Origin of the sequence: Oceanidesulfovibrio marinus (assembly GCF_013085545.1) — a bacterium.
Classification (GTDB): Bacteria; Desulfobacterota; Desulfovibrionia; order Desulfovibrionales; family Desulfovibrionaceae; genus Oceanidesulfovibrio; species Oceanidesulfovibrio marinus.
Genome location: NZ_CP039543.1, coordinates 341,535 through 361,673, shown reverse-complemented (window position 1 = coordinate 361,673; position 20,139 = coordinate 341,535). Strand labels below are relative to the sequence as shown.

The window sequence follows — 20,139 nt, the reverse complement described above, 5'->3', positions numbered from 1 at the left end:
GAAGGATGCCCTATGTGCGCCATCACCAGATGTCCAACGCCCCTGTACGGTACAGGTGGTAGACCATACCCGCGGCAAAAAGCAGCACCGAGGCCGCGAGCACATAGACATGCCGTCTGCTTTTGGGGGGAGGTGCGTCGCGCGCGCCCCGCAGCTGCATATCGAACGGCGTCTCGGTGGCGTCTTCCTCGGGGAGGTCGTTCATCGCAAACACGTCTCCGCTTTCCTCTGCCGGCTGATCCTGTCCGGCAGGGTTCGGGGCCGCCTGCAGATCCGCCGCTCCGGATGCGCCTGGCCCGGACTGGGCGGTTCGCTGCAGCACCTGCTCGACCTGGGCGTTCGGCTGCGCCTGCGACGCCTTGAGCCGCTGGGAGCGCAGCTCGTTGGCGCGCTCCTTGAACCACGCCAGATACTCCTGCGCCAGGTTGCCGTAGCCCAGCTCCACGCTGGCCGCCTTCACGTCCTCCACACGGACCACGTCGCCGCCGCGCTCAAAGGTGTGCTGCAGCGCCATCTGGCAGATATTGTTGATGAGCCGCGGGATGCCGCCGGACACGTGGGCCGCCAGGGCCATGGCCGCCTTGGTGAAAACCTCGGTGTTAGCGCCGGCCGTCTGCAGCCGGCTCGCGATGTACTCGCGCGCCTCGCCGGGCCGCAGCCTGTCCAGCTTGTGCAATATGGCGATGCGCTGCCGCAGGGGCTCCAGCTTCTGCTGGTTGAGCAACACCATAAGCTCCGGCTGGCCCAGCAGCAGGATCTGCATGAGCTTGAAGGTCAACTGCTCCAGATTGGTGAGCACCCGCACGGCCTCGAAGACGTCGTCGTTCATGTGGTGCGATTCGTCGATGATGAGCAGGCACGTCCGGCCCTGCTCATTGTTCAGCAGCAGCCGTTCCCGGATTCTCTGAAGTATGAAGGAGCTGGACCCGCCCTCTTCCACGCCAAGCTCTCTGGCCACAAAGGAGAAGAGCTCCATGGCGTCCTTGGGCGGCTCGGCCAGCCAGATGAGCTGGGTTTCCTGCGAGAGCGTGTTGACGAGCTTCTGGCTGAGCGTTGTCTTGCCGGAGCCGATGGGGCCGGAGATGACAATGAGCCCCCTGCCCACCTGCACTGAGTTCATCAGGCTGGCAATGACGCGCTTGTACTGGCCCGTTGCCTGGAAAAAAGCAGGATCGGGAACGTTCTCAAATGGATATCTGCTTAATTTGAAATGCTCAAGATACATTCGCGCTACCTGTCCACCGTGCTTTATTGTCGCGCCTGTTGTCTATTTTTTTGGACAATCCAGATGTCCACGCGCCTGTTCTGCTCGCGGTTTTCCGTAGTCGTGTTGGGAACCAGAGGATGTAGATTGCCCACTCCGGCCACGCCCACGGCCTCCGGGGCTACGCCGCCCGCCACGAGCAGGTTGCGCACCTGCCGGGCCCGCGTCAGAGACAACCCGAAGTTGGTGCCGTACAGGCGCCGCAGCTCCGGCCCCAGGGGAACGTCGTCCGTGTGCCCCACCACCAGCAGCCGCTCTCCGGGGGACAGCCGCACCGTGGCGGCCAGCTCCTCGATGCGCCGCAGGCTGTCCGGCGGCAAGGTGTCGTGCCCTTTGACAAACATCCGGCCAGCCGACACCCGGGCCAGCAGCGTCCGCGCCTGACCCCCTGTTTCTTGCGGAACGCCCTGCTCCTCGATGACGTCCGAGGCGGAATCGCCATCCCCGGTCAGTGATGCAGCGGTTTCTGCGCCAGCGCCCGATTCGCCAGGCAGCGCGGCAGTCTCCTCTATCGTCTGGGAAGCGGATGCTGCGGCGTCTTCGGAATCATGCTTTCGGGCATCCATATACTCCGACGGGTCCTGCGGGAAAAGCCCCGGCGGGGAGCCGCCGGATTCGGTGGGACTTCTCGCCTCCACCGAGGCCACCATCGGCCGCGTAACCTCCGTCGTTCCTTCCTTGGCCCCGGCGCTCTGGGTGACCTCCTGACCGACATCCTGAGCAACCTCCTGAGCTCCGGCATCCAGAGTCGCGGCACGCTTCACCGGCTGCCGTTCCTGGTCAGCGGGCGACGCAGCTGCGGATTTCTCTTCACCCTCCACAGAGGCGACAGGATCGATCACTGGCCAGTCGGCCTCGATCGCTGGGGGCGAAGGCTGAACCTCTTCGATTGCTAAAGGCGCGGACTGGACGTCTTTGGCAGCAACAGATTGCTGCGCAGGCTCCGGCGCAATGGTCTCCAGAGCCGCGGGAGTTTGCGGATCTGCCGTCGGCTCCTGTGTCTGATGCGGCGCCTTTGCCGTGCCTGCTCCGATTCCATCGGCGTCCAACGCCGGCTCGGTCTTTGCCATGGTGGGTTGCGCGTCTCCTGGCCCTGGACTGTCCGCAGCCGAATCGTTTGTATCGACCAAGTCCGCATCCGCAGGCGACAGCAGTGGCGGCTGCGCCGCCGTTGCGCCGGTCTGCGCTTCCGGCCGCTGCGTCTGGGCAGAGTCAGGGGGCACGATTCGGGCTGCAGCGGTTTGCGACGCGTCCGCCGGCTGCCCCGTCAGTATGGCGAGCTGCTGCGTCACGGCTGTGCGTATGGTGGATAAGTCCACGCCGTGCGGAAAAAGGCTGTCCACCGTGAAGAGGTACAGCGCCCCCGCCACGAAACAGACGGAAAGTATATAGCTGACGACCTTGCCCATGGCTCCCCCCGGTGACGGATCCCCCCGCGCCGGACACTGCCTGCGTCCATACGCCAGATATGCGCCCGTGCCGCCCTGTGCGCGCTGGCACATGAACGACCATACCATGAAATCCGCCCGCCCTCGAACCTTTCTGCTCTGGAACTCGTATTGAGAACCTTCAACGATTGCACCGATTATTTCAATATGAAAAATCGCGCGGCGCACACGCGCGGACCACGCCCCGCCGGCGGCTGTACCGGGGCCTGGCATACACCGACGCAGCAACGCCTCGCATCCATCAATAGATTGTATGGAATTTTGTATTTGTTCTTGAGCTCCACCATAGCCGATGCTAAGAATCATGGCTCAATGCAGTACTCTACTGCATGTGCGCCCAGGGGGGCGGCGCACCGATTCATGTCAATGGGCTTGCGCTGTGAAACCAGCCGGTTCCATGTTTGGCCGAATAACCAGAGTGCTTCATCTGCACCAATTAGGCTAGTCGCGCCAACCTGTTATACGCCCATTGATATTTTCTAGACAAAGAAGTCTAGTTCAATCGAAAAAGCTGCCGATAAAGGTTTCATGCGTATGCTAGACACCTCGCCCCCCGCCATCGTTCAGACAAGGACTCGCCTGCACATCTCGGATGATCTGCTGGGGCGTGAACGCGAGCTCGGCTTTCTGCTGCAGACCTTCGAGCAGTCCAGCCTGGGCCGCGGCCAGCTCCTGCTCGTGCCCGGACAATCCGGAGTGGGCAAGACCGCGCTGGTGGACAAGGCGTCCTCGATCCTGCATGAGCGCAACGGCATTTTCTGCAGAGGCAAGTTCAACCAGTACCAGAAGGGCGTGCCATACTTCGCCATCCGCCAGGCCATGATGGATCTATGCGACTCCATCCTGGGGCTGGACGATCCGCAGCGGGAGGAGCTCCGGCAGAACACATCGCACGCCGTGGGTCCCCATGGCCAGCTGTTGATCGATCTGGCGCCTTCGCTGGAGGACTTTCTCGGGCCGCAGCCGCCCGTGCCGGAGATAACGCCGCTGGAGGCAAGGCACCGCTTCGCCAACATCATCCGGAATTTCCTGGGCGTGTTCAGCCGGCCGGAAACACCCCTTGTCCTGTTTCTGGATGACTGGCAGTGGGCTGATACGGCGTCTCTCGATCTCCTCAGACAGCTGCGCATCGGCAAGTCGTTGCGCTACTTCCTGCTCATCGCCGCATACCGTGACAACGAGGTGGACGACTCGCACCCCTTCAGGCTCGTCCTCGGCGACATCACCCGTCAGAACGTGCCCGTGGAAACCCTGTCGATACGAAGCCTCGGCCAGCCAGAGGTTGCCCGCTTCGTCCACTCCACCCTGGCTCCGCGCATTATGGATGGCGGCGCGCTTGCGGAGCTCGTGTTCCAGCATACGCACGGCAACCCGTTCTACATGCGGGCATTCCTCAACTACATCCATGACTCCGCGATGGTGCGGTACGACGAGGGCGCCGCGGTCTGGCGCTGGAACAAAGAGGATTTCCGGGAAGAGAACCTGCCGCGGGACGTGGTGGACCTCTTTGCCAGGCAGCTCTCCCGGCTCCCTTCCACACATCAGGACATCATGGCCCGCGCGGCATGCCTGGGCAACCGATTCGATCTGGGGCTCCTCGCCATCGTCAACCAGACCACGCCAAAGCAGTGCCTGGAGCTGCTGGGCCACGAGCTGGCGCACGGCCTGCTCGTGCCTGTCGGCCATACCCAGACAAAGGACGGCGATCCTACCGAGCTGATGTTCGTGCACGACCGCGTCCAGCAAGCCGCGCACAGCCTGATCGACGAGCGGAAGCTGCCATGGACCAAGCTCTACATCGGCCGGTTGCTGCTCTCCAAGCTCGATCAAAACAACATTATCGATCGCATCTTCGAGGTGGTGGACCACCTGAACGCCGGCATACCCTTCATCCAGGACACCGAGGAAAAAGCCACGGTGGTGGAGCTGAACGTCACAGCCGCGCGCAAGGCAAAGGCGGCCATCGCTTACGACTCCGCCCTGCAATACCACCGCACCGCCGGCAGCCTGTTCAACGACGAGGCATTCTCGGAATACATGTGGCAAGAACGCCACGGCCTCTGCATGGGGCTGTACAAGGAGTGGGCAGAGAGCGAGTTTCTGGAAGGCGATCCCAACCTGGCCAAAGACCACATCCGGCTGGCCGTTTCGCGCGCCGGCTCTGCAGTGGAAAAGGCCGAGGTCATCAATATCCTCATCATCCAGAACACGCTGCAGGCCAGGTATGCGGAGGCCATAGAGGCCGGCCGGGAGGGCCTGGCGTTGTTGGGCATCACCCTGCCCGAGGACGACTTCGACGCCAGGCGGGACCAGGCCATAGACGAGGTGTTCCAGGAGCTGGAGGGCCGTAGCGTGGAGTCGCTGTACGACCTGCCCGAGATGACCCACCCGGAGATGCGCACGGCCGCCAAGCTGCTCATCACCATGGGGCCGCCGTGCTACCGTTCCCACCAGAAGCTCTGGTCCGTCCTGGTCCCCATGGTGGTCGGCCTTACTTTGCGCCACGGCAACCTGCCCCAGATCGGCTACAGCCACACCGCCTTCGCCGGGTTGCTCATCTGGGTGCGCAACGACTTCGAGACCGCCCGCGCATTTACCGATCTGGCCGAGCGTCTGATGACCACGAAGTTCCACTCGCCATCCGACCAGAGCGTTTTCTACCTGATGATCGGCAGCTCGGCGCGTTTCTGGTTCTCCTCCCTTGCCAATAGCAGCACGGACTACGGCTCGGCCTATGAGATCGGATTGCAGTCCGGCAACCTGCAGTACGCTGCATACGCCTTTGGCCACAACATGTACTGCCGCTACTATCAGGGCACGGCCCTGCCCCTGCTCATCAACGAATCGGAGCAGTCCCTGGCGTTCAGCAGGACCCGGCTGAACCTCTGGGCCATCGACCTGCTGGAAGGCGGCATCGGCATCTTCCTTGAGCTGGCCAGGGCCAATCCGGAAGGCGCCTGGGACGAAGACGCCTACCTGCGGCGGGTAACAGAGCACAACAATATCCAGGTCCTGTGCATCCACAAGGTGCTGCGCGCTTCGTTCCACCTGTTCATGGGCGACCTGGACAAAGCCCTGGTCATGGCCCAGAAGGCAGCCCCCATCATCTACACGGTCGGCACGCAAGGACTCCTGCCGTGGCCGGAGCATCTGATCACCACCCTGTTCATCCTCACGGGGCTATACAGCGACGCGGATGCAGAGCAGCAACGGGCGTGGGACCATCAGCTGGAAGAATCCCTCGGCAGGCTGCACTCCTGGTCGGAACACAACCCCTCCAACTTCGAGCACGTCTACCTGCTGGCGCGGGCCGAGATCGCCCGCATCCACGGCGCCATTGCCGAGGCCATTCCCCTGTACGAACAGGCCATGACAGCCGCAGCCGCCTCCGGGTTCCTGCAATGGGAAGCCTTTGCCAATGAGCGCGCCTCGATGTTCTGGAAAAATCGCGGCAATACGATGGTTGCCCTTTCCTACCTGCAGCAGGCCTACAGCGGCTACGGCCGTTGGGGCGCACGAGCCAAGCAGGCCAGAATGGAGGAAGAGTTCGCCGCCCTGGCATCTGCCGCTTTCCCTGGTAACGCCGCGGCCATGCGCACCCCGAACGACGCCTTGGCGCGTACGCAGGCCGTGATCATCCAACGCCAGATGAATCTGTTGCGTTTCCATTTCTACGAATCGTCGGTCAACGAAAAGCTCCAGCTTGCAGAGCGCCAGGCCACGGAGCTGGGCGAGGCCACATCGCATCTGCGCGAGGAAGTGGCCCACCGCAAGAAGATCGAGGAGAACCTGCGGGAGAGCGAGGAGCAGCTGCTGCGGGCCAAGGAGCAGGCCGAGGCGGCCACCCACGCCAAGTCGGAGTTTCTGGCCAACATGAGCCATGAGATCCGCACCCCCATGAACGGCGTGCTGGGCATGCTTCAGCTCCTGGAGACCACGGTCCTGACCGAAGAGCAGGAGGACTATGTGAAGACCGCGGTGACGTCCTCCAGACGGCTCACGGATCTACTGTCCGACATCCTGGACCTGTCACGGATAGAGGCCGGCAAGTTCAGCCTGCAGGAAGCTCCCTTTGAGCTGGCGGATCTCCAGCGGGCCGCGCTCGACGTGTTCGAGCTGAACGCTCGCAACAAGGGGCTGACCCTGCGGTTCGAGTTAAGCCCCGGCCTCCCCAGGAACGTGATTGGCGACGAGACCCGGCTGCGGCAAATTCTTTTCAACATCGTAGGGAACGCCATCAAGTTCACCGAGCAAGGCGGCGTCTGGGTGCACGCCATGCCCCTGCCCTATACACAAGGCAACCAGCAGCGCATCCTTTTCGTCATCCGGGACACCGGCCCCGGCATCCCGGACGAGATGCTGGAGCAGATCTTCGCCCCATTCGTGCAGGCGGAAAGCTCGTTCATCCGCAAGCACCAGGGCGCAGGGCTTGGTCTGTCCATAGTCCGCCGCCTGGTCGAGATGCTGGGCGGCGAGCTTGCCATCGACAACGGCTCCGACACCGGAACCATCATGTACATATCCATTCCCTTCGGCCAGGTGCAGCAGACCCCGGAGGCGCCGGAGGAGCTGCCGTTGCAGGCGCCGCAGGTCGCGGCCAGATCGACAGTCCTCGTGGTGGAGGATGACGAAGTCAACATGTTCTCGATCAGCAGGATGCTGGTGAAGTCCGGCCACAACACCCTCGCGGCGCACAACGGCAAAGAAGCGATCCGCGTGCTGGCCGAGAACGCCGTGGACTGCGTGCTCATGGATGTACAGATGCCCGTGATGGACGGCGTGGCCGCCACCAGGGCCATACGCGAAGGCAAGGCCGGGCCCGGCAACATGCGCGTGCCCATCATCGCGCTAACGGCGTGCGCCATGATGGGCGACCGGCAAAAGTTCCTCGAAGCAGGCATGGACAGCTATCTGGCCAAGCCTGTGGATCTGGAGGAGCTGCAGCGCCTTGTCCGCCAGACCCTTGATTCCACATCGTAGGATCGTTCCACATCCTGACGTACGCAGGCGCGGCCTGCACGTTCCTGCACCGGAAACCTTACGTCGCGCGCGGTTCGGAACGCCGCGAATCAGGGCCCTTTCCCTTTCCCGACTCCGGCGCTCCGGCAGTTCCAACGGCCCGCGCATCTGGATGTGGAAGACGCCTTTCCCTTCTCCTTCTAGGCCGAGGTCTCCTTGGCTCCGGACTCCGCAGCCTCGCCGTCGGCGGCGCGCAGTGTGAAGCGGAACAGGGCGCCGGGGCCGTCATCCGGCGTGACCAGCTCGATGCCGCCGCCGTGGGCGCGCAGAGAGTGCTGGCACAGGGCGAGCCCCAGGCCGGAGCCGCCGCGCTGGGCATTGCCCACCTCCGGAGCACGGTAAAAACGCTCGAAGATGCGCTTCTCATGGCCGCGGGGAATGCCGGGGCCGAAGTCGCGTACCTCGAACACGCAGGTGTCACCCTCGCGCATGCCCCGGATCTGAACCGCCTGGCCCTTGGGACTGTAGCGGATAGCGTTGTCCAGAAGGTTGCGGAACACGGTCTCCAGCCCCTGGCGGTCCGCCAGCACGAGCTCCGCCTCCGGCGCGATGTCGCGCTCGATGCGCAGCTCCTTGTCGCGCGCCGCGTACTCCAGGGTGGTGAAGGCCTCGTCCAGAACGGGAGAGACCCGGATGGGCGTGGACTCCACCTCCCCGTCGTCGTGCTCCAGCCGCGTGAGCTGCAGCAGGTCCGAGACGATGAGCGTCATCTGGCCGATATTCTTGAGAATGACAGCCAGAAACTTGCCACAGTTTTCGGGCAGGCCCTCCATATCCATCAGGGTCTCGGCGTAGCCGCGGATATTGGTCAGCGGGGTGCGCAGCTCGTGCGACACGTTGGCCACGAAGTCGCTGCGGATGGACTCCAGACGGCGCACCTCGGTCGTGTCGCGCAGCACGATGACCGTATTGCGGCCGCCGCCGTTGTCCCTGAAGGGCTCCACGATGACATCAAGGTCGCGCTCCGCATAGTGGAAGCTCAGAAGCCGCGTTCCGGAGTACTCGGGATCAGCGCTCATCTCGTCCACCAGATTCTGCAACCGCGGCTCCATGATGACTTCGAGCAGCGTCCTGCCCTGGCGGAGCGTCTCGCCCGGGACCATGTTCGCGAAAGCCGGATTCCAGTCGCGGATCTTGCCGCTGCCGTCCACAATGAGCACACCCTCACTCAGGGAGTCGAAAAGCGCGGCGCGCTGGCCCTGCTCGTCCTGCAGCTTCTGGATGTTGGTCTGGATGTCGGAGGCCATACGGTTCACGGCCTCGGCCAGCTGCTTGAACTCACTGCCGGGGTAGACCCGCAGGCGGTCGCCGTAGCGGCCTTCGCCGATGGCCCGCGCCGCGGCCGAGAATGCGCTGATGGACCGCGTGAGCGAACGCGAGAGCAGAAGTCCTATGAGCAAGGCGGCCAGCACGGCCAGCGGCATGGACCACCAGAGGATGGAGAGCATGGCGGCGCGGCGGGCCTCCACATCGGCCATGGGCACGGCCAGGCGCAGCACGCCGCCGGGCAGCTTCTTGGCCGCGTAGATCAGGTCCTTGTCCAGAGTGGCGCTGTGCCGCTGCGAGAACCCCACGCCCGAGTCGAGCGCCTCGATGACCTCCGGTCTTGTGGAGTGATCCTCCATATCGGGGACCTCGGCGGCCGGCACGTTGGAGTCGGCCAGCACATGACCGTTCTCCATGTATGTGATGCGGAAGCCCAGCTTGGAGCCCACGCGCGTGACCCAGGCGTCCAGGCTCTCTTCCGTGGAGGCCTTGTCGCGGTCGTCCATCAGCATGGACACCAGCTCCAGGTTCCGCCTCGCGCGTTTTACCGTCTCATCGCGCAGCTGCGTGTCCAGCCTTCGCCCGTACAAAAAAACTGTGAGCGCCACGAAAGCCAGAACAAGAACGAGGAATGTGATAAATATCCTGGATCGAAAAGAATAACGTGTCATTAAGAAAACCTCTTCCTGGTCAAAGCAAATATTTTAGTTGACCAGCATTTTCGTGAATTGTAGCAGATTCATACTTTTTGGTTCTGGCGGCCGTCAACACTGCGCCACCCAATTGTCACCTAAATGTAACAAAACTATCCCGATTACCATCCCGCCCATGCTTTTCGACATCTTCCTTGTCCTCTCCATCGGCGCAGGACTGCTCATGGCCTTCAACCTGGGGGCCAACGACGTTGCGAACTCCATGGCCTCGGCCGTGGGCGCGCGGGCGATCACGGTCAAACAGGCGGTGTACATAGCCGGCATTCTCAACTTCGTCGGCGCAGTCTTCCTCGGCTCCCACGTGACAGCGACCATCAGCAAGGGTATCATCAACCCGGATATCATCAATGATCCCACGATCATCATGCTCGGTATGTTCGCCGCACTGGTGTCTGCGTCGCTCTGGGTGCTTGTCGCCACACTCACATCGCTGCCGGTTTCTTCCACCCACTCCATCGTAGGCTCCATCCTGGGCTTCGGCCTGGTGGCCGGCGGTCCCGGCGTGGTAAACTGGGGAACCATGATCAGCGTCGTGCTCTCCTGGATCATCTCGCCGTTCTTCGGCGGACTCATCGCCTACGGCGTGTTCACGCTCATCCGCTCGCGCATCCTGATCAGGCCGAACCTGATCGAGAGTTCACGGCGCTGGGCTCCGCGCTGGATAGCCTTCACCATGCTGCTGCTGATGCTTTCCTTCATGTACAAGACGCCGGCCGGCAAGTCCCTGCACCTGCCGCTCCCGGTCAGCCTCGCGATCACCCTTGGCGTGTGCGCCGTGGCCTGGCTGCTGGGCCGCATAGTCATCAATCGCCTGTGTGATAAGATGGAAGACAGCGTGGACGGCGTGGAGTGCATCTTCCGCCGCATGCAGATTGGCACCTCATGCTACGTGGCCGTGTCCCAGGGCGCCAACGACGTGGCCAACGCCATCGGTCCTGTGGCCGCCATCTTCATGATCGCCAAGCACCACCAGCTGCTGCCCAAGGCGGATGTGCCGATCTTCCTGCTCGTCATAGGCGGAGCCGGCATCGCCATGGGCATCGCCATCTTCGGCCGCCGCGTCATCGCCACCGTGGGCGAGCGCATTACCACGCTGACAAACACGCGCGGTTTCGCCGTGGACTTCGGCGCGGCCACCACGGTTCTGGCGGCGTCCTCCATGGGCATGCCGGTCTCCACCACGCACGCGGCTGTGGGTTCCGTGGTTGGCGTGGGCCTGGCGCGCGGTTTCGCAGCCGTAGACTTCCGTGTGCTGGGCAAGATAGTACTCTACTGGTTGCTCACGGTGCCGATTGCCGCATTTACGAGCATTGTCATTTTTCAGATTCTCAGATGGACTCTTACTTAAGCTAGATGTTGACATCGGCCGTCGCCGGTCATGAGGAGGCAACCATGTCATTGCGTATACCTTTTTTTGGAATTGTTTCGTCGCGTTCACCGCTGAAGCGGCTGATGGAGCACTACGACAAGATCGCCCAGGGATGCGAGCCCATCGAGGATTCCCTGATGTGCTACATCTCCGGCGGGGGCGTGTGCCGCGAGTTCAAGGAGCTCTCCAACGAAGTGGACGAGCTGGAAGACAAGGCGGACAAGATCAAGCGGAGCATCCGCAATCACTTGCCCATGGGCCTGTTCATGCCTGTGGATAAGACGGTGTTCTTCAACTACACGCGCATGCAGGACAATATTCTGGACGAGGGCCAGCGAGCCATGAACTGGCTGCTCATGCGGCGCGTCGAGATTCCCCAGGAGTTCCAGCAGGGGCTGGTCGACCTGGTGAGCGAGTGCATCCAGACGGTGAAGCTGCTCCGGGCCGCCCTGGAGGCCACTGTGGGCTTTCTGCACGGCGAGCATTACGACCGCAACCGCGCCAAGGACGCCATCCGCGCTGTGCGCAACCAGCACAGGGAGGCGGCGCAGACCAAGCGTGCCCTCGTCATTGCGATCTACAACTCGGAGATGGACTTCAAGGATATCCACCAGCTTATCCACTTTGCCGAGGACATTCTCTCCATGAGCCACAACACCGAGGGCTGCGCCGATCTCCTGCGCGCGATGATCGCACGCTAGGCGTACTATATTTGTGTAATGCAGCGGGCAGGGATGAAGAGTCCCTGCCCGTTTTGTTTTGGGACCTCCTTCAAGCCTGCCATCCACCGCGCAGGCGCTTTGGCAAACGTCCGCTCTACTCCGGCAGCATCAAACGGCGCGCATCTGATTATTGGCGGAGCCGCAGAAAATATGTTGAATTGCCGAGGAGAAGTGATATCGTCAATGATGCTTGGATGAACTCGTCCTTGAAAGCATCATGCATATACATAATGGCACACAATTGCGAATACGCCCATTTTCCAGTGCCCATCTTCACAACTGATTATACTGTCCTGTGTCTCCATTCTACAAAGACTCCTATTCTCCTGCGCTATAACATCTTCCCCTGCTCCTCCACCCTGCGACACCAGTTGAAGCTCTTCTTATGGACATAGCCACCAAAGTAAAAAGAGGCGGAAAGGTTCTCGCGATGCGTCAAGTCACGTACATGGGCTTGTCTTTCGCGAACACAATGGTCATCGCCCGCATGCTGGGTCCGGTGAACTACGGTATTGCCTCCATCACGCTCAACTACTTCTTCTTCGTCTTCTGGTTCGCAGACCTTGGAACCGGGGATTACATAGTCAAGGAACAAGAGATTTCCGATGATGCCCTTCGGAGTCTTGCATCGCTCCACCTGGTGCTCGGCATCGTTCTGGCCGCGCTGTTTTCCCTTGCCGCGCCCATACTTGCCTGGGCGTCAACCCAGCCGGAGATAACGCCCCTTGTCCGCTGTGTCTCCATCGCCCTGCTCTTTGAGCTGCTGGCCAGCTTCTCCATCAATCTCATGCGCCGCGAGCTCGACTTCGCCTACGTCGGCGGCATCGAGATGCTCTGCCAGGTGTTCATCTACACCACCTCGCTCACCCTGGTCTTTCTGGGCGCGTCCTACTGGGCCCCGATCATCGGGCTCATGGTGGGATCGCTGTCCAAGTTCATTCTCGCGTATCGAAAGGCGCCCTACCCCATCTCGCTGTACCTCAAGAAACAATATCTGAAGCCGGCGCTGAACTTCGGCCTCCGGGTCTCAGGCGCCCAGGCCCTGAGCAATCTCAAGGTGCTGCTCGTGCCCCTGGGCGTCACGCCCATCCTGGGCATCGGGGCCGCCGGCATCATCAACCTCACGGTCCGCCTCACGCAGCAGCTCTCACTGCTGCGGCAGGTTACCCGCTTCATGTCGCTGGGAGTGCTGTCCAAGTTCGCCACGGACAAGGAGAGGCTGGCCCGCGTGACCAGCAAGGGCATGGCCTATCAGGCCCTGATGATCGGCCCGGCGCTGGCGCTGTTCGCCGTGTTCAGCACGTGGCTCATTCCGCTCGTGTTCGGCGAAGAGTGGTTCGTCAGCGCCAAGCTGTTCCCGGCTGTGGCCCTGGCGTTCGTCATCCTTTCGGTGTTCGACCTGCACATCACCATTCTGAAGCTCTACGAAAAGCTGGGCGCCATCGCCTTGCACTTTCTTGCCTACTTCCTGCTGCTCTACTCCACGGCGTGTCTCGGCATGTACCTGTTCGGCATCTGGGGCTACATCATAGGCCAGCTCTTCTCCACGCTCAGTGTCTTTGTCCTGCTGCGATATACACACAGGGTTCTCACGGGCATCGACTACAGCAAGGCGTTCGGCATCGTCCTGTTCTCAGCCATACCGCTCGTTGCCAGCGTATTCATGAAGCCGATTCCAACGTTTGTCGTGTACATCGTCTCCATGACTATGCTGTTCATATTCAGCAAGACATCGCGCGAGATAGTGGTCGAAGTGCTGCGGAGTGCAAAGCCGACCCATTCATAGAACTCTGGGTTACGGCTTGAGCGTCTTGCGTACACTGTTGCGGAATGCGTTATACCTGTCTCTTCCTGCAATACCGATAAGCGCCAGCGATGCGGCAAGGCGTATGCTGTCTTTGGAGAACGCGTACGACGGATTTTTGCGGATCGATTTCACATAGTATTGCCAGGCGTCTTTCCAGCTCATGCGTTCACTCTGCAATGGTTTCCACGCCATCACATTGTAGGATTGGCTGAACGCGTCGCGCATGATGCGGTCGAGCTCCCGACCGTGCAGCTCCTCCGGCGCATCCTTGGACGCCTTGGTGAGAAAGCGGTTGATGCTGATCTCGCGCGTCGCATACTGCATGGACAGGCTTGTGTCGTACTGGCGATACTCCACGAGTACCTCCGGCACTACGGCGAACTGATAGTGCCGTGCAATGCGAATCCACATGTCTCTATCGTTGCAGTTCTTCAGCTCCGTATCAAACAGCCCGACCTTCTCGAAGCATTCCGCGCGTATGACCGGCGTGCTGCCGCAGACCAGAAAGTTCTCCTTGAGCAGCTCCCGCCACACCCATCCTTCCTGGTAGTACTTATACTCCTTGTCTCTGGACGCGCCATTTTCGTCAATGGAGAGGACATGTGTGTACACAAGACCAACTTCTTCATTGTTATCCAGCAGCGTGACCTGCTTTTCAAGCTTTGTCGGATACCATATATCATCGGCGTCGATGAATGCGAGATATGCTCCGGATGCGATCTGTATGCCCTTGTTCCGCGCTGCGCTGGCTCCTGCATTCTGCTGGCGCAGGACTGTGACGCGCTCATCATCGATTGTCTCGCTCCATTCCGAAAAATTATCGGTCGATCCATCGTCCGTAATAATCAGCTCGAAGTCCTGGTACGTCTGAGCCATCACGGATTCATAGCTCTCCTTGATGTACGGCATGGAATTGTACGCTGGCATTATGATGGAAACTTTCGGCATGGTCTGGTTCCGGCTCCGTTGTATGGTGCGTGCATCAATGCTCGGTCATGTCGCAGTTTGCTTCCGCGGGTTGCGAGTCGCCACATTGTACATGAATTCCACCGCAATACCAGCGCGACGACCCGGCCCGGCCGGATAACGCCGACAGATCCGACGCGCCATCGTCCCGGAAGCGTTGGCCCGCCGCCCCCTGTCCTCCGTTCCGGCGCTGCCCGCAGGCCACCGCCCGGACCGCCGGCGCCCGATATGTTTATTGAATGATTTTCCGGACAGCGGTTGCCCACCGACGCTCGGCAGTGCTATGCTCAGACTCCATGGATTAGCGGCGTGACCGTATTGCCAAACCGCTATCCATGCCGGAGTCGCCATCATGATGTTTCGCATTATCCCAATCGCCACAGCCATATATCTGCTGTCAGCCGCCCCTCTCCGCGCCGGCGACACCATCATCTGGTACGACGAGCCCTGCGACGAAATGCATTCCGTCGTCATGCAGGAGCCTGGCCCCTACGAGCGGCGCGTTCTCGAGTCCATAGTCATGGCAAAGTACGACATCCCGCCGAGCGGGACAGGCGCCATTGCCCCTCCTGCGGATAGCCTGGAGGACGCCGCGGCGGGCAACGGGACGCACATCCCTACGCCGGACACCAATGGCACGGCCACCGCCGGCGTCACCAGGGACGCCCGGCCCGCGAAGTACGCCCAGACCCGCCTGGAGGCCCTGAGTAAACGCAGCGACGCCATCGACCGCGCCATGCAGGACGTCCAACGCGACATCAGTTACAAGCGATACCGCCAGGACCGCATCTTCAACCGCAACGAGGCAAAGTGCATCCAGCTGAAGTACGAGATCAACCAGCTGCGGAACGACCTGGAAATACTGGCGGAAATGAAAATGAACGTGGAGGTGACCAGACATGCCCTCCAGATGCAGCTTGCCGATGAGTAGCCGCGGCGCAGATCCCGGCGCCCTTGCCTGCCGCGTTCTGCGCGCCGCCGGGCTGCTCGTCCTTGCCGCTTGCTTCGTGGTCATATCCGCTGCCGTGGCCCTGGCACAGGAGTCCGGCCGCAACGTTATCATCTGGGATGACCCGCGCGGTGGGGAGCAGCGTCTGGACGTGGGACCGTCCCTGCCGCCGCCCACAGCGGCGGAGCAGGCGCAGCAGGACGAGAAGGAAGCGCAGAAACAGCGGCTGGAGGAGGAACGGAAGCGCAGGCTGGAAGCCGAGCGGGACAAGAGCAGATTGGAACGAGACATCGCCGAGCTGGAGCGGCAGATTGCGGCCATCGATCAACAGATTGCGGACCTGCGCGCCAACCGCACGCCGCCCGATCCATATCCCAACACCTACTGGTACAACGGCGTCTACTACGGGGGATTGCGGAACCGCGACCGCCTGGAACGGGACCGCCTCCGGCGGCAGTACTACCGGCGGTACGGCTACCCAGACAGGTCCGGCTATGGCGACAAGCCTGGATTCCACGGACGCCCTGCCCCGCGCGCCCAGCTCGGCGGCGGAGGCCAGCACCCCCCGTCCGCTCCCCAGGGGCGAGGGTCCCTGCCCCGCCGTTAGAACCGCAACGTCCCGGCGGGCATACTTGCGACAGACAACGTCATGTATTGTGCGGTCTTCACCACGGCCGCGCCGCCCATCCACGCTGTCCATGATATTGGACACACCTGCTGCTGACAATCTGACAATACAGCGCATCCAGGCCAAAGACATCGCATGCCGGCTGCCTGGATTCGGAGAGAAGGCCGCGCTTCGTTCGCCGTCATGGGGACCTTGGCCTGCGGCTGCTCCGTAGCGCGTTTCGGCCATGCGCACTTGCCGGACGTGGTCTACAGGCGTACACCCCCGGGGGTGGATGCGGCCATGCGCATTCGCGCAACTTCCAGGAGAACACAGCCATGACCTCTGTTGTCGATATCATCCTGATCGTCGCAGCCGGCGCAGCCGGCGGCATACTCCTCAACCGCACCGGCTTTCCCGGCGGCGGCCTCATCGGCGCCATGGTGGCCGTCATGCTGTTCAAGGCATTGAAAGGCGCCGACATCACCCTGCCCTCCAACGTCAAGCTCGCCGTGGAAATTCTCATCGGCATCACCGTGGGCACCATGTACTACCCGGGCATGCTGTTGGAGCTCAAACGGCTGGCCGGCCCCATCCTCGTGTCCAGCTCGCTGCTCATCGTGCTGGGGTTCGTCATCGCCATCATCTACGCGCGGTTCGGCCTGCTGGATTCCTCCACGGCCTTCCTGGGCACCAACCCCGGCGCACTGTCCGCCATGATCGGGCTGTCCACCTCCATCGACGCACAAACGCCGCTGGTCCTGGCCTTCCACTTCACGCGCATCGTGTTGGTTATTTTAACAGCCCCGTTTCTGCTCAGGCTGTTCAACTACCTGATGCGATAGCCAATCCGGCAGAACACAGACCGGGACACGCACCCCTTTACGCTGGAAGTCTCCTGCGTGGTTGGGTCAAACCAATGCACGCATGGAATCGCCCACACAAGGGCAGAATCATTCACCAGACTCGCCCGGCTCGATGCGTTGCCACTCTGTGCGGGAAACAGAAGCACGGATGCGGCTGCCGCCGCGGCCGTCTGGATCGATGCTCAACGTGGCGTCCCGCCGCCCCTTGATGGCAAAGAGACGGTAGCTGTCACCGGTCTGAAAGTCCGAGATCAGGTCCCAGCCATCCTCCTTGAACCGCTCCGAGTAGAAGGCGACCGTATCGGCCGGCGGCAACGGCGCGGTAACGCGCGTGACGATGTTGTTGGGCAGCACCAGCCGCTGCACAATCTTCGCCCCCTCTGGCAGCCAGACCATGAGCTGTTCTTCGTTCTGCGCGGGCGTCTGGGTCTGCGTTTGGGCCTGCGCCGCTCCCCCCAGGAAAACCAGGAGCAGGCAGCATGTAACTATCTGGAACCATTGTCTTGGCATATCAATAACTCTGCACATTATCCCTTTATAATCACTCAGGCAGAAAATGGAAATGTTGCACAAGGAAAGATGTGGGGCGGAAAGCGCGCCGCCGTGTCGTCATGCCGGCCCCCGGCCGCGGCTTCACAAGCGTCTCTACCGCATGCTATGAAAACTGATTCACGCCGGCCGGGCCCTGCCCCCGGCGTCCGCCCGAGGAAGACAGCGCACGAATTGCCACGGCGCGGGCTTCCTCGCCCTGCAACAGACAGACGAACTACCCGGAGCATTCTCATGGACGCATCACAGCGCATCGCCCAGGTCCTGCGCGACTGGCTGGGCGAAGAGCGCCCCATGGACGACGAGACGCACCACTTCATAGAATCCACCTACGGCGCGCTGGGCGACGAGGAGCTGGCCGCGCTGCTCAATGGCGATGACGCCGAGGCCGTGACCCTGCGCGAGTTCATGCTGGAACCGGACGAGGCAGTGCGCATGGCCGTGGAGGCCGAGGCACGCGAAAATCAGACGGACGAGGCGGACGTGGCCGCGGCGCTTTCCGGGCTGAAGCCCGTGCTGGCAGTGAGGACGGCGCTCGGCGTGGTGCGCCTGCCCCTGGATGCCGACGATTGCCGGATGCTGGCCCGGCGTCTGCGCTTGGGTTGGGTCCCGCGGCCGGAGCTTTCCGCAGGCGCAGCCGAGGGACTGGACGAGGAGCAGGCCACACGACTGCTGGTGCGCTGCCGGCAACGCAACCTGGGCGGCGAAGATACGCCCGAGGCGCAGGCACGCTTCCTGGGCGACCTGGCCCGGCGTTCCGGCTCCGCGCCGACCTTCTTCACCATGTTCGGCCGGCTCGCCCCCCTGCTCTCCGGGCTGGAGAGCGACGAGGCCGTCTATGCCGGCCTGCAGATGCACAAGGCGACCCTGGCCCGCGCCCTGCGCGAGCTCCAGGAGTTCGAGCGCGACCTCAAAAGATCGAACATGGAGACCATGCTCCTGCAGGGTCGGCGCATTCCGGAGATCAGCGTCGATGAGACCCGCGCCACGATCATGGACATCGACCGCGCCTGCCTGGCCGTGTTCGGCCGCACCGAGGTCCTGCCCGACCAGGCCGTGATGGAAGCCGACCACGGCAGCTTTGACCCGGACGAGGACCTGGACCGAATCTTCGACATCTTCGGATAAGACTGAAAGCCGCAGTCGGCGTGAAATTTTCAACGGGCTGCCGCGCGGCCCGCTATCCTGCCGAAGACTATGCACTCCGCAATGGCTGCGCTGCCCAGACGGCTGTCGCCGTGGGTCCCGCCGACCACCTCTCCGGCGGCATAGAGCCCCGGTATGATCCGGCCGTCGCAGTCCAGAACCCGCGCCTCGGCGTCCGAACGCAGGCCGCCCATGGTGAAGTGCACCTTGGGCCACGTGCGCATGGCGTAGAACGGCGGCTTTGGTGGCTGCGCATCCGCCAGGATCGACTTGCCGAACGCCGCATCCTCGCCCTTGGCCACACCCGCGGCAAAGCTGTCGATGGTCTGTTCCAGCGCATCCACGGGCATGTCATACGCCGCGCCCAGCTCGGCTGTGCTCTCGAAACGCCGCACCACGCCGCGCCGCAACGCCTTGGCCGGGTCGTAGCTCGCCACCTCACAGGCCATCTCGTCCGCGATGGACACGGCAGGGTGACCCAGCGCAAGAATCGCGTCGCTGCGGGCCTTGCGGTCGCCCAGCTCGTTCATGAACCGCTTGCCCGTGGTCGGGTCCACTACCAGGCCATAGGGAAATGCCGCGTAGCTGGCAAAGCCGGGGCCTGTGCCGAAGCCTTTCTCGTCCGGGCTGCCCCAGGGGCCGAGCTGGATGCGGGAAAGCTGCACAGGAGCCGCGCCCAGCCGCATGGCCGCGACGAGCCCCTGAGCCAGGGCGCTGGGCTTGTTGGTGGTGTCCACCGTGGCGTCCAGCCTCGGGTCCTGCACGCTGCGGAAGGCCACGTCGGCGCCGAAACCGCCGCAGGCCAGAACCACGGCCCTGGCCGCACCGATGCGCCGCGGCGTGCCAGAGTCCAGGTCGCGGTAATCGTGCCCCTCGCGTACGTCCAGCCCCACCACGCGGCCGCTCTGGTTGGTTACGAACGCATCTAGCACGGTCTGCGTGGCGATGGCCACGCCCTCCTCGCGGCAATGTCTGAGCAGCGGGTGGATGATGGCCGCGCCGGTGTGCTTGCCGGCCACATGGCCGCGGGAAGCGGCGTGCCCGCCGGAGCGTTCCACCTTGTCCTGGAACGCCACACCCAGCTCCAGCAGCCACTCAAAGGCCTCGGCAGAACCGAACGCCACGGCGCGGGCCAACGGCTCGTGGGAGAGCCCGCGGCCTGCGCGCAGCATGTCCCGGAGCATGGATTCGGGCGAGTCCTCTATCCCCTGACGCTTCTGAAAGGATGTACCGGCCGCGGCAATCACGCCGTCGCTGATCACCGAGTTGCCGCCCAGACCCTTCATTTTCTCGATGACATGGACCGTGGCCCCGAGCCGGCGCGCGGTCAATGCCGCGGTCAACCCGGCGAAACCGGAACCGACCACCAGGACATCCGCCACAACATCCAAGGTGGCGGCGAACTCTGCCTCGTGCGCTGACTGGAATGGGGTCATTCTGCCAGCATG

At 62.5% G+C, this 20,139-nt stretch carries 14 protein-coding genes; 8 read left to right on the top strand and 6 right to left on the bottom strand.

Annotated elements, in window-relative coordinates; all coding sequences use genetic code 11:
* Positions 1 to 22: 22 nt before the first annotated feature.
* A complete protein-coding gene (locus E8L03_RS01630) occupies positions 23 to 1,120 on the bottom strand; it encodes an ExeA family protein (RefSeq protein ID WP_167512565.1) in 1,098 nt (365 codons plus the stop codon).
* A gap of 128 nt (positions 1,121 to 1,248) precedes the next feature.
* Entirely contained in the window at positions 1,249 to 2,334 is a 1,086-nt protein-coding gene (locus tag E8L03_RS01625) for an OmpA family protein (RefSeq protein ID WP_216367929.1), read from the bottom strand.
* Between the two features lie 906 nt (positions 2,335 to 3,240).
* Between E8L03_RS01625 and E8L03_RS01620 the strand changes: the two genes are divergently transcribed.
* Positions 3,241 to 7,692 carry a hybrid sensor histidine kinase/response regulator gene (locus E8L03_RS01620; protein WP_171266371.1) on the top strand — a complete coding sequence of 1,484 codons (4,452 nt, stop codon included), beginning with the start codon at positions 3,241 to 3,243 and terminating at the stop codon, positions 7,690 to 7,692.
* Between the two features lie 179 nt (positions 7,693 to 7,871).
* Here the strand turns inward: E8L03_RS01620 and E8L03_RS01615 are convergent, their stop codons facing one another.
* Positions 7,872 to 9,509, bottom strand: coding sequence for a HAMP domain-containing sensor histidine kinase (locus E8L03_RS01615; RefSeq protein ID WP_171266370.1), 1,638 nt, complete (start codon positions 9,507 to 9,509; stop codon positions 7,872 to 7,874).
* Between the two features lie 316 nt (positions 9,510 to 9,825).
* Here E8L03_RS01615 and E8L03_RS01610 point away from each other — a divergent pair, with 316 nt between their 5' ends.
* The 3 genes from E8L03_RS01610 (at position 9,826) to E8L03_RS01600 (ending at position 13,587) form a co-directional block, all read left to right on the top strand.
* Positions 9,826 to 11,058, top strand: a complete 1,233-nt coding sequence (locus tag E8L03_RS01610) for an inorganic phosphate transporter (RefSeq protein ID WP_144306418.1) — start codon at positions 9,826 to 9,828, stop codon at positions 11,056 to 11,058.
* Positions 11,059 to 11,102: 44 nt separating this feature from the next.
* Positions 11,103 to 11,780, top strand: a complete 678-nt coding sequence (locus E8L03_RS01605; protein ID WP_144306417.1) for a DUF47 domain-containing protein — start codon at positions 11,103 to 11,105, stop codon at positions 11,778 to 11,780.
* Positions 11,781 to 12,231: 451 nt separating this feature from the next.
* Positions 12,232 to 13,587, top strand: a complete 1,356-nt coding sequence (locus E8L03_RS01600) for an oligosaccharide flippase family protein (protein ID WP_167512562.1) — start codon at positions 12,232 to 12,234, stop codon at positions 13,585 to 13,587.
* 9 nt (positions 13,588 to 13,596) lie between these two features.
* On the opposite strand, the gene E8L03_RS01595 is transcribed toward E8L03_RS01600, so the two are convergent.
* Positions 13,597 to 14,556 (bottom strand): glycosyltransferase family 2 protein, encoded by a 960-nt coding sequence (locus E8L03_RS01595; RefSeq protein WP_171266369.1) that lies wholly within the window; start codon positions 14,554 to 14,556, stop codon positions 13,597 to 13,599.
* A 370-nt stretch (positions 14,557 to 14,926) separates the two neighbouring features.
* Between E8L03_RS01595 and E8L03_RS01590 the strand changes: the two genes are divergently transcribed.
* The 3 genes from E8L03_RS01590 to E8L03_RS01580 all read left to right on the top strand — a co-directional run bounded on the left by E8L03_RS01590 (position 14,927) and on the right by E8L03_RS01580 (position 16,975).
* Complete coding sequence (locus tag E8L03_RS01590; RefSeq protein ID WP_171266368.1) at positions 14,927 to 15,505, top strand: hypothetical protein; 579 nt, start codon at positions 14,927 to 14,929, stop codon at positions 15,503 to 15,505.
* Complete coding sequence (locus E8L03_RS01585) at positions 15,498 to 16,130, top strand: hypothetical protein (protein ID WP_171266367.1); 633 nt, start codon at positions 15,498 to 15,500, stop codon at positions 16,128 to 16,130. Before E8L03_RS01590 ends, E8L03_RS01585 begins: the two co-directional genes overlap by 8 nt.
* A gap of 338 nt (positions 16,131 to 16,468) precedes the next feature.
* Positions 16,469 to 16,975, top strand: a complete 507-nt coding sequence (locus E8L03_RS01580; protein WP_171266366.1) for an AbrB family transcriptional regulator — start codon at positions 16,469 to 16,471, stop codon at positions 16,973 to 16,975.
* Positions 16,976 to 17,083: 108 nt separating this feature from the next.
* Here the strand turns inward: E8L03_RS01580 and E8L03_RS01575 are convergent, their stop codons facing one another.
* The gene (locus E8L03_RS01575; protein ID WP_144306411.1) at positions 17,084 to 17,506 is read right to left on the bottom strand and encodes a hypothetical protein; all 423 of its coding nucleotides are present in this window, start codon (positions 17,504 to 17,506) and stop codon (positions 17,084 to 17,086) included.
* 273 nt (positions 17,507 to 17,779) lie between these two features.
* On the opposite strand from E8L03_RS01575, the gene E8L03_RS01570 reads away from it, so the two are divergent.
* Positions 17,780 to 18,673 carry a hypothetical protein gene (locus E8L03_RS01570; protein WP_171266365.1) on the top strand — a complete coding sequence of 298 codons (894 nt, stop codon included), beginning with the start codon at positions 17,780 to 17,782 and terminating at the stop codon, positions 18,671 to 18,673.
* Between the two features lie 29 nt (positions 18,674 to 18,702).
* Here the strand turns inward: E8L03_RS01570 and E8L03_RS01565 are convergent, their stop codons facing one another.
* On the bottom strand, positions 18,703 to 20,127 hold the full coding sequence (locus E8L03_RS01565) for a flavocytochrome c (RefSeq protein WP_171266364.1): 1,425 nt from the start codon (positions 20,125 to 20,127) through the stop codon (positions 18,703 to 18,705).
* Positions 20,128 to 20,139: the final 12 nt, after the last annotated feature.

Excerpts from the sequence above, each read along its gene's own strand:
- E8L03_RS01570 (WP_171266365.1), top strand. The coding sequence starts at position 17,780 with ATGGACGCATCACAGCGCATCGCCCAGGTCCTGCGCGACTGGCTGGGC.
- E8L03_RS01575 (WP_144306411.1), bottom strand. The coding sequence starts at position 17,506 with ATGCCAAGACAATGGTTCCAGATAGTTACATGCTGCCTGCTCCTGGTT.
- E8L03_RS01630 (WP_167512565.1), bottom strand. The coding sequence starts at position 1,120 with ATGAACTCAGTGCAGGTGGGCAGGGGGCTCATTGTCATCTCCGGCCCC.
- E8L03_RS01615 (WP_171266370.1), bottom strand. The coding sequence starts at position 9,509 with ATGCTGATGGACGACCGCGACAAGGCCTCCACGGAAGAGAGCCTGGAC.
- E8L03_RS01590 (WP_171266368.1), top strand. The coding sequence starts at position 14,927 with ATGATGTTTCGCATTATCCCAATCGCCACAGCCATATATCTGCTGTCA.
- E8L03_RS01620 (WP_171266371.1), top strand. The coding sequence starts at position 3,241 with ATGCGTATGCTAGACACCTCGCCCCCCGCCATCGTTCAGACAAGGACT.
- E8L03_RS01580 (WP_171266366.1), top strand. The coding sequence starts at position 16,469 with ATGACCTCTGTTGTCGATATCATCCTGATCGTCGCAGCCGGCGCAGCC.
- E8L03_RS01610 (WP_144306418.1), top strand. The coding sequence starts at position 9,826 with ATGCTTTTCGACATCTTCCTTGTCCTCTCCATCGGCGCAGGACTGCTC.
- E8L03_RS01600 (WP_167512562.1), top strand. The coding sequence starts at position 12,232 with ATGCGTCAAGTCACGTACATGGGCTTGTCTTTCGCGAACACAATGGTC.
- E8L03_RS01565 (WP_171266364.1), bottom strand. The coding sequence starts at position 20,127 with ATGACCCCATTCCAGTCAGCGCACGAGGCAGAGTTCGCCGCCACCTTG.
- E8L03_RS01605 (WP_144306417.1), top strand. The coding sequence starts at position 11,103 with ATGTCATTGCGTATACCTTTTTTTGGAATTGTTTCGTCGCGTTCACCG.
- E8L03_RS01625 (WP_216367929.1), bottom strand. The coding sequence starts at position 2,334 with ATGGCAAAGACCGAGCCGGCGTTGGACGCCGATGGAATCGGAGCAGGC.
- E8L03_RS01585 (WP_171266367.1), top strand. The coding sequence starts at position 15,498 with ATGAGTAGCCGCGGCGCAGATCCCGGCGCCCTTGCCTGCCGCGTTCTG.
- E8L03_RS01595 (WP_171266369.1), bottom strand. The coding sequence starts at position 14,556 with ATGCCGAAAGTTTCCATCATAATGCCAGCGTACAATTCCATGCCGTAC.